6 protein-coding genes are annotated in these 8,995 nt (G+C 59.6%); 3 read left to right on the forward strand and 3 right to left on the reverse strand.

Annotated features, from left to right (window positions below):
• Positions 1-201: 201 nt before the first annotated feature.
• The 3 genes from mksB to mksF are packed head-to-tail and all read left to right on the forward strand — an operon-like array spanning position 202 to position 5,010.
• The gene (gene mksB, locus AC07W4_RS08810; protein ID WP_495032165.1) at positions 202-1,482 is read left to right on the forward strand and encodes an Mks condensin complex protein MksB; all 1,281 of its coding nucleotides are present in this window, start codon (positions 202-204) and stop codon (positions 1,480-1,482) included.
• Entirely contained in the window at positions 1,472-2,173 is a 702-nt protein-coding gene (gene mksE / locus AC07W4_RS08815; protein ID WP_495032166.1) for an Mks condensin complex protein MksE, read from the forward strand. The genes mksB and mksE overlap by 11 nt, the downstream gene beginning before the upstream one ends.
• Positions 2,170-5,010: an Mks condensin complex protein MksF gene (gene mksF, locus AC07W4_RS08820; protein WP_495032167.1), complete on the forward strand. Its 2,841-nt coding sequence runs from the start codon at positions 2,170-2,172 to the stop codon at positions 5,008-5,010. The genes mksE and mksF overlap by 4 nt, the downstream gene beginning before the upstream one ends.
• Before the next feature lie 212 nt (positions 5,011-5,222).
• On the opposite strand, the gene AC07W4_RS08825 is transcribed toward mksF, so the two are convergent.
• The 3 genes from AC07W4_RS08825 to AC07W4_RS08835 are packed head-to-tail and all read right to left on the reverse strand — an operon-like array spanning position 5,223 to position 8,788.
• Complete coding sequence (locus AC07W4_RS08825; RefSeq protein WP_495032168.1) at positions 5,223-7,526, reverse strand: PqiB family protein; 2,304 nt, start codon at positions 7,524-7,526, stop codon at positions 5,223-5,225.
• Complete coding sequence (locus AC07W4_RS08830) at positions 7,519-8,142, reverse strand: paraquat-inducible protein A (RefSeq protein ID WP_007997011.1); 624 nt, start codon at positions 8,140-8,142, stop codon at positions 7,519-7,521. The genes AC07W4_RS08825 and AC07W4_RS08830 overlap by 8 nt, the downstream gene beginning before the upstream one ends.
• The gene (locus AC07W4_RS08835; RefSeq protein WP_495032169.1) at positions 8,129-8,788 is read right to left on the reverse strand and encodes a paraquat-inducible protein A; all 660 of its coding nucleotides are present in this window, start codon (positions 8,786-8,788) and stop codon (positions 8,129-8,131) included. Before AC07W4_RS08835 ends, AC07W4_RS08830 begins: the two co-directional genes overlap by 14 nt.
• Positions 8,789-8,995: the final 207 nt, after the last annotated feature.

An 8,995-nucleotide genomic window follows, 5' to 3' on the forward strand; every position in this document is an offset into this window, starting at 1 on the left:
ACGACGGGACTCGATAAGCAAAGGTCGGCCACTTGTGGATAACTAAAGTGCGCTGATTCTACCGCCGTTCGCTCAAGATCGCCCGCAGTTGATCGATGCACTTTACCGAAAAGAAGGCGACAGTCTGTCCCGAGATTGAATCGCATTGCCCCCGATGCAGTACAATCGCGGCTTTTAATCGCCAACCAGCCGGCCATTCCGATGATCGAACCCAAGCGCGTCTTGCGCGCCCTCGCTGAACACTGGGCACTTCTGGAGCCACTGTGCGAGCACTTCGACCAAGGCACACTGAGCCTGAACGAACTGCGCACGCAACTGGCCGCCCAGCAACTCGACAGTACGCCGCAGGACATCACCAGCCTGCTGGATGTGTGGATTCGCCTCGATATCCTGGTTCCCGTGGCCAAAAGCCCGAACCGTTTCGAGCTCAATGCGCAGATTCACGACTTCCTCGCCTATCTGCGCCGTGAACACCGCCTGGGCCTTTGCCTGGAAATCGAAGCCTACCTGCGCCACCTCGAGCGTCTGGCCGGTTATATCCAGGACGCCTTCGAGATTCGCGATGGCAACGACCTGGCCCGCCAGTTGCGCCTGCTCGACATGCGGGTTCGCGATGTACTGAAAAAACTCGATAACGATGAACAGGCACTGGTGGCCGTCGCCGAACGGGCGAAAACCAGCGACCGGCAGATTCCGTTGCGCCAGCGTTACGCTGAAGTACTAGCGACCTGGGACGAATACGTCGAGCCGATGATTGATCTGGTGAACGCCGATGGCGCCTTCGAACAAGGCGTGCGCAAGGTCGAAACCGTGCTGCTGAAGATGCTCAGCGAACAGCAGCGCCTCGGCCACCTGGTCGACGACGACATGTTGCTGCGCACCCACGCGCGCATCCTCGAAATGCAGACCAGCGCCCAGCTGACCCTGCGTCATGCTCGCGAGCTGCTGCTGCCGCTGCGTGAAGAAGCGCGCCGGCACAACGCCGTGACCCGTGGCGCCGCATTGGCCCTGTCGATGATCCGTCGCAAGGGCCTCGACGCCGTACCGCAAGCGGCCATGCCGATGTTCACTCGCCCACAGAGCACCTTCCTCGGCAGTGCCAGTCAGGTCGAAGCCTACGTTTACGCCCTGGCGCGTTTCGAACCGAAACCGGCGCGTTTCCCCAAGGCCCACAAGACCCACAAGGGCGGCGATGCACCGCGCGCGCCTCGCACGGTTCGGGAAATGCTCGAACGCTGCGAAGACGCCTTGCCGATGCCGGACTTGATGACCTGGCTGCTGGAGCAGGAACCGGACGGCGCCACCGACGAGCTGCTGTACTGGTTCTCGCGCCTGTCGCGGGAAAAACGCTTCAAGCGCGAGCGTCTGGAACGTCGCCAATACCATACTCACGAGCACCAGGTCAGCCTGCGCTCCTTCGCCCTGCTCTCGGTCAGCGACACCGCCGCCGAGAATTCTGCGAGCACTCCTTATGCATCTTGATCTATCCGAACTGTCCCATCTGGCACCGATCTTTCGCGAGCTGTTCAAGGGTTATCACGTCAGCCGCCGCGATCCGGAGCTGTACGCACAGTTGTCGAACTTTCAGGACCAATACCGCACGCTGTTCAAGGCCCTGGGCTTTGAACTGGTCTGCGACACCCGCGGTTTCTACTACTTCGTGCCGGACCTCGCTGCCGCCGCGGTGAACAAGACCGCCCAGCGCCTGGCGCTGTTTACCTTCATCCTCGTCGAGCACCTGGCCGACCAGGGCCGCGACCCGATCTCCGTGCTCGACGGCGGCAGCCTCGGTCGCGACGAACTGCCGTCGCTGCTGGAAAAGTACCGCGACCTGTTCATCCAGGCCGAAGTGCAGACCCAGGACGAACTGGAAGAAAAGATCATGCGCCGCATGACCCAGCTCGGCTTTGCCAGCGAAGAAAACGGCATCTACCGTTTCCTGCCGCCGATGCACCGCTTCCTCGATGTGTGCCTGTCGGTGCAGCAGGACCGCGACCTGGCCGCCAGCCTGCACAGCGTCCTGCCGTTGCCGGTGCCGGTGCTGATCGACGAAGACAGCGACGAAAAACTGCTGCAGACCGACGATCCGCTCGACTTGAGCGAATTCGAAAGTGAAAGCGAAGAAGACGCCCTGGCCCGGGCCATTGCCGAAGAACAGGAGCTCGACGCATGAGCAAGGAACGTTACGGCATCCGCCGCTTTGCCCTTTTGAACACCGCCGGCTACAGCCTCGGCCTGTTCCCGCTGGAAGAGCCGCTGTCGGTCTACGGCGCGAACAACCTCGGTAAGTCCGCCTCGATCAACGCCCTGCAGTTCCCGATTCTGGCGCGCATGTCGGACATGAGCTTCGGCAAGTACAGCCTGGAGCAGTCCCGGCGCTTCTACTTCGCCTCGGACACCAGTTACATTCTGGTGGAAGTGAACCTGCCCCACGGCCCCCACGTGATCGGTGTGGTCGGCCGCGGCCCGGGCGGTGGTTTCGGCCACCAGTTCTTTGCCTATGCCGGCAAGCTGGACCTGGCCCACTACCAGAAAAACGACACCTGCCTGCGCCAGAAAGAGCTGTTCACCAACCTTGAGCGCGAAGGCCTGAAAGCCTACGAGCTCAAGCCGGACGAACTGCGCCGTTTGCTGGTCGGTGGTCACACCTCGATTCCGCTGGATCTGACGCTGATTCCGTTGCGTTCCACCAGCGAGCAGAGCCTGAAGACCTTCCGCGCACTGTTCATCAACCTGCTGCACATGCGCGAGATCACTGCGGCCAAGCTCAAGCAGCTGTTCCTCGATGCCTTCGAACACAGCCTGCGTTCCGGCAGTGTCGATTACATTGCCGCGTGCGAAGAAGCCTTCCGCGATGTACGACGCATGGAGCAGGACTACAACTCGCTGGTCGCCGCCGGCCCGTTGGTCGAAGCGCTGGCCAACGGCGTGAAGCAACGCGACATCCTGCGCGGCAAGCTGCACCGCATCTCGCCCCTGCTCGATTCACTGCTGGGCACCTGGTCGGACTACGCCAGTGCGCGCAAGGAAGAGCTGACCATTCAGGCCGAGCATTACCGCAATGAGCAGGACGCCCTGCAAAACGACCAGCGCGGTGGCACTCAGGAACTGATGCGTCTGGAGCGGGAAATCACCGGTATCCAGCGCTGGCTCGGCGAATTGTCGGTGCTCAAGCATCGCTTTGCCCTGGTCGATGACGTCAAGGTGCTGGAGCAGCAACTGCTGGCCGCCAAGGACGCTCACGATGAACTGGCCGGTGCGCTGGCGCAGTCCCGACAGTTCAGCGCCGAAGATCTGGAAGAGCGTCTGCGGGATCTGGAAAAACGCCTGAAATCGGTCAAGCAGCAACTCGATCACGCCGACAACAACAGCTACGCCCGCCTTCGCGAAGAATTCTCGCAGCAAGACGTCGAGCGTCTGATGCGCCTGTTCAACAGCGCGCTGTTCAGCCTGCCATTGGGCGAACATGGCATCACCCTCGACGAAAACGGCGACTGGGTGAAATCCGTGGAGCTGATCCTCGACGGCTTCAAAGGTGAACGCTTCGAAGTGCCGGGCCTGTCCATCGACATCTCGCACATCGAACCGCCGGCCTTGCAGGCTCTGGCTGACCGCGCGGCCCTGCGCGACCAGAAAGAACGCCTGGAAAAAGAACTCAAGCAGCTGAAAACCCAGCAAGCCGTGGCTGCCGACCGCGCCGCGAGCAAGACCCAGACCGAAGCGCTGTACCAGCAAGTGCTGGACGCACAAAAAGCCCTGGAAGACTTCCGTCGCGCGCAAACCCTGAGCGCCGAAGAAGGCGACAAGCTGGAACAACTGGCGCAGATGGAAGCCGCACAAGACGAATTGAAGCGTTCCAGCGACGCCTTTACCGAGCGTGTCCAGCAACTGTCGGCCAAGCTGCAACTGGTCGGCCGGCAGATCGGCGACATGGAAGCCAAGCAACGCACCCTCGACGACGCCCTGCGCCGCCGTCAGCTGTTGCCGGCGGACCTGCCGTTCGGCACGCCGTTCATGGACCCGATCGACGACTCCATGGACAACCTGCTGCCGCTGCTCAACGACTATCAGGACAGCTGGCAAGGCCTGCTGCGGGCCGACGGCCAGATCGAAGCGCTGTACGCTCAGGTGCGCCTCAAGGGCGTGGCCAAATTCGACAGCGAAGACGATATGGAGCGTCGCCTGCAACTGCTGATCAACGCCTATGCGCACCGTACCGACGAAGCCCTGACCCTGGGTAAGGCTCGCCGCGCCGCCGTGACGGACATCGCCCGGACCCTGCGCAACATCCGCAGCGACTACGACAGCCTCGAACACCAACTGGCGCTGTTCAACCGCGAGATCAACAAACGTCAGGTCTCCAACCTGCAAAGCTTCCGCATCGTGCTCGCGCCGAACAAGGAAGCGCTCAAGCACATTGACCAGATCATCCACAGCGCCGGTCAGTATGAAGAAGGCGAAACCCTGTCGGTCTTCGACCTCAGCCAAAGTGCCGAGCAGGACAACAAGAACGAAGAGGCCAAGGAATACCTGGCGCGGCTGGTGGCGGCCAACCACAATCAGCTCGGCCTCAAGGACTTGTTCGAACTGGCGTTCGAGATCACCAAGGTCAACGGCCAGCCGGTGATCCACACCGACATCGACGGTGCCGCTTCCAACGGCACCACCATGACCATCAAGGCGCTGACCAACATGTACTTGTTGTTGCACTTGATGGACCGTGACCAGGCCGGTCGCGTGCGTCTGCCGTACTACCTCGACGAGGCGGCGGACATCGATGAGAAGAACCAGGCCGCCTTGCTGGAAACCAGCCTGCAACTGGGCTTCGTGCCGATCCTGGCCAGCGTGAAGCCGCAGGTCTGCGCCAGTGTCGCCATCGACCTGGAAGGCGGCAGCGGCCCGGCCGGTATCTACATCGACGAGGCGGACTGGAAGTACATCCGTCGTCACGACCAGGTCAAGGCAACCGTCAACGAACAAGCGGATGAACCGGAGCTGGATGCGGTCTGAGGCTTGAAGCGAAGGCAATGAAAAAGGCCGCGGTCCATTGGATCGCGGCCTTTTTCATAGGTGTGTCATTTAGCCTTGCAGTGAACTTCAGGGCCTCTTCGCGGGCAAGCCCGCTCCCACATTTGATCGCATTTCTTCAGGATCAACGCAGTTTCCTGTGGGAGCGGGCTTGCCCGCGAAGGCGTCATCACTGACGCCACATAACCCCCAGACTATTTACCCAGAGAAATCTTCGGCGCCCAGCCCAGCCACTCCTCTTCGAACTTGTCGAACAGCGCGAACGTCTGCTCCGGTCGCGCCGGGCTGCCCATGCGCTCGCCATCCGGCGTGGCAAAGGCGACACCGCCCTGAATCATCGTTTCCAGGGATTCAGTGCGCACCGTTGCACCTCTGAACAGACCGACATCGAAGTCGAAACCGCTGGTGTTCCAGAACCGTGTACCGCTGCGTACCAGTGGCGCGTACTTCGGCTCGATCAGGATATGGATCAGGACGCGATCAGCGGTCTGGCCCAGCTCATAACCGGTCACCTTGCCCACGGTGATTTCGCGATACGTCACTGGCACACCAGCTTTCAGCGAACCACGACGGGCCGCGCTCAGCACCAGACTCAATCCCGCTTCCTGCTTTGCAGTTTCGGGAGTTGCGGCCAAAGCGACAAAGTTCTTTTGCGGTCCCAGGTTCTTCGGCGCGGGTTGCACCTCGATGTATTGCCCGGTCACCAGGGTTTCGAGGTTGGATGTCTTGATCAGGCCCAGTTCAGGCTTGACTACCCAGAACTGACTGCCGACCCGGGCAATGCGCTCCGGCACTTCGGTAATCCGCGCGGTCAGCAACACCGATTGCAGGTCGTCGCTCAGGTCAACGCCCTCGATCTTTCCGACGTCCAGGCCCTTGAAGCGAATCGGCGTGCCGGTACGCAAACCATCGGCGCGGTCTACCCTGATGGTGATCACCTCACCCTTTTGCGTGGCGTCGTCATGGCTGGCGAACAAGCGGAAACGTGGAATACGCTTTTGTAGCGGCGCCTTGGCTTCCGGAGTTTCAAACGCAATACCACCGGCCATCAAGCTTTGCAGCGATTCACTCTTGACTTGAACTCCACCGGTCAGTCCGCCCGTGAGCGTGATACCGCTGGCATTCCAGAAGCGTGTCGAGGCGTTGACCAGATCCTCGTATTCCTTCTCGATGTGCACGCCGATGATCAACTGCTTTTTGGTGCGCGAGAACTGATAGCTCTGTACCGAACCGACCTTGACCTGCTTGTAGAGAACCGGACTGCCGACTTCCAGCGAGCCGAGATTTTCCGTGAACAACACCAAATGCAGACCAGGTGCACGCAGATCCAGCGGCGGCGCCTTGGCCCGAGCCGCAAACTCTCGTTGTGGTGCCGAGCCCTTGTCACCAGGCCGCACAGCGATGTAGTTGCCTTTGACCAACGCCTCAAGGCCGGTAATCCCCGCCAGGGAAATCGACGGTTTGACCACCCAGAATTGGGTGCCTTCGACCAGGTAATCCTCGGCCAACGGGTCCATCGTCAATTCGGCGGTGGCCCCGGACAGATCAGGATCGACCTTCAGCGCCTTGAGATTGCCGACCTGAATGCCTTTGTACATCACCGGCGTACGTCCAGCCTGCAAGCCTTCGAAGTCGCTGAGCTTGACCTTGACCCTGATGCCGGCCGCCGCTGCATCGAAGTCTTCATAGAGCCTGAACGGCAGGCTCGGGTCGGTAGGCGGGCTGTCCTTGCGGTTTTCCGGGGTGGCGAACGCAATACCACCGGCGACGATGCTGGCCAGGGATTCACTGCGCACCTTCACACCCGACAGATTGGCATCGATGCTGATGCCACTGGCGTTCCAGAATCGTGTGTGTTTACGTACCAGTTTGGCGTAGGTCGGCTCGATGAAGACCTTGAGCTCGACAGTGCTCTGGTCTTCGGAGAGCACGTAGCTCTTGATCTGACCCACCTTGATCTGTTTGTAGAACACCGGGCTGCCGCGGTTTAGCGAGCCGAGGCGATCAGCCTTGATGGTCAAGTGCAGACCGGGCTGGGCATCGGAGAGTGGCGGTTCCTGGGCCAGGGCCTTGAACTTGCGGACCGGTTCACCCTCGCCCGGACTGATAGCAACGTAGTTGCCCGAAACAAGTGTCTCAAGACCTGTGATACCGGCCAGCGTCACGCTCGGCTTGACCAGCCAGAAACGTGTGCTGGTGCGCAGGTACTGTTCCACATCCTTGTTCATTTCGATGCTGGCGATCACACCTTTGGAACTGCCTTCGTCATCGAGCTTGAGGCTTTTGACCTTGCCGACCGACATGCCTTTATAGACAACTTCGGTCTTGTTGGCCTGAATGCCCTCGCCGCTCTCAAAGCGCACCTGAATCTGGATACCGGTCTCGTTATAGGCACGCCAGCCGAGCCAGCCGCCGATGATCAAGGCGATCAGGGGCAACACCCAAATGGCAGACCAGTTCGAAGCCGGTCGGGTTTTCGCTACAGGCAAATCAGTCATGGTCGTCGTCCGACTCCGTGTTATCCCAAATCAGTCGGGGATCAAAAGTTACCGCGGCAAGCATCGTCAGAATCACCACCGTGGCGAAAGCGATGGCGCCAAGATTGGCTTCAATGCTGGCAAGCCGCCCAAAATTCACGACCGCCACGAGGATGGCGATCACAAAGATATCGAGCATCGACCAGCGGCCGATGAACTCAATGAAACGGTACATCCAGATACGCTGGCGAGCCGAAAGGGGCTGACGGCGCTGCACGGAAAACAGCAGCAGGGCGATGCCCACCAGCTTGAACGTGGGCACCACGATACTGGCGATAAACACCACGGCCGCAATGGGGAACATTCCGTAGTGCATCAACTCGATCACACCGGCCATGATCGTGCTGGGCGCGCCTTTGCCCAGGGAGTTCACGGTCATGATCGGCAACAAGTTGGCCGGTATGTAAAGAATGGCGGCGGTAATCAGCAATGCCCAGGTTCGCACCAGGCTATTCGGGCTGCGGGCATGCACCAGCGCACCGCAGCGCGTACAGACTTGCTCATCGGTATCAGCTTCCTGCCTGTTCAATTCATGACATTCCTTGCAAATCAGAATGCCTGCATCAATCGCCCGCATGGGCATCTTCTCCTGATAACGCTTGCCAGATCTGGTGAGGCGACATTACGACCTCCAACCAGACTTGAATCAGCAACAAACCAATGAAGCACGCCAGGCCAAGGCCTACGGTGATGGCTGCCATATCTGCCAGCTTTACGATCGCCACCAGTACGCCCATGAAGTAAACCTCGAGCATCCCCCATTCGCGTATATGGTGATAAATGCGATAGAGCAACAAGCCGTAGCTGCGTCCGACATCGAAACGGATACTCAACAATACGACCAGTTGGCACAGCAGTTTGAGCAGCGGGATCCCCATGCTGCACAGGAACACAATCACTGAAACGCTTTGCATGCCCGTGTCAAAAAGGGCGACAACACCGCTCCAGACCGTGTCTTGCGAAGTTTGGCCGAGTAGATGGAGCTGCATGATGGGTAAGAAGTTCGCCGGAATAAACAACAACAAGGCGGCGATGACCAGGGCGAGACTGCGCTGTACGACGTTGTACCGATTGGCATAAAGCTCGTAGCCACAGCGCGGGCACAAGGCTTTTTCGCCATGGGCGAGTTCTGGCTTACGCATGAGCAAGTCGCACTCATGACAGGCAACCAGATTTTCTAGTGGTAATTCTGACAGCCCTTGGGCGTCAACCGGCTCCGGCATAAGCGCTCTGACTCTGAAAAAGTTGGACCTATTCTAGTGTCCCGGGACAAAAATAACTGCGCCAATTTGTGCTTGATTGATCGTGCTTTTTCTACGCCAAAAACAAAACCCCTACCTGCATACGCAGATAGGGGTTTCGGAATTTAATCTTGACGATGACCTACTCTCACATGGGGAAACCCCACACTACCATCGGCGATGCATCGT

Source organism: Pseudomonas sp. GW821-FHT02A08 (assembly GCF_059422045.1).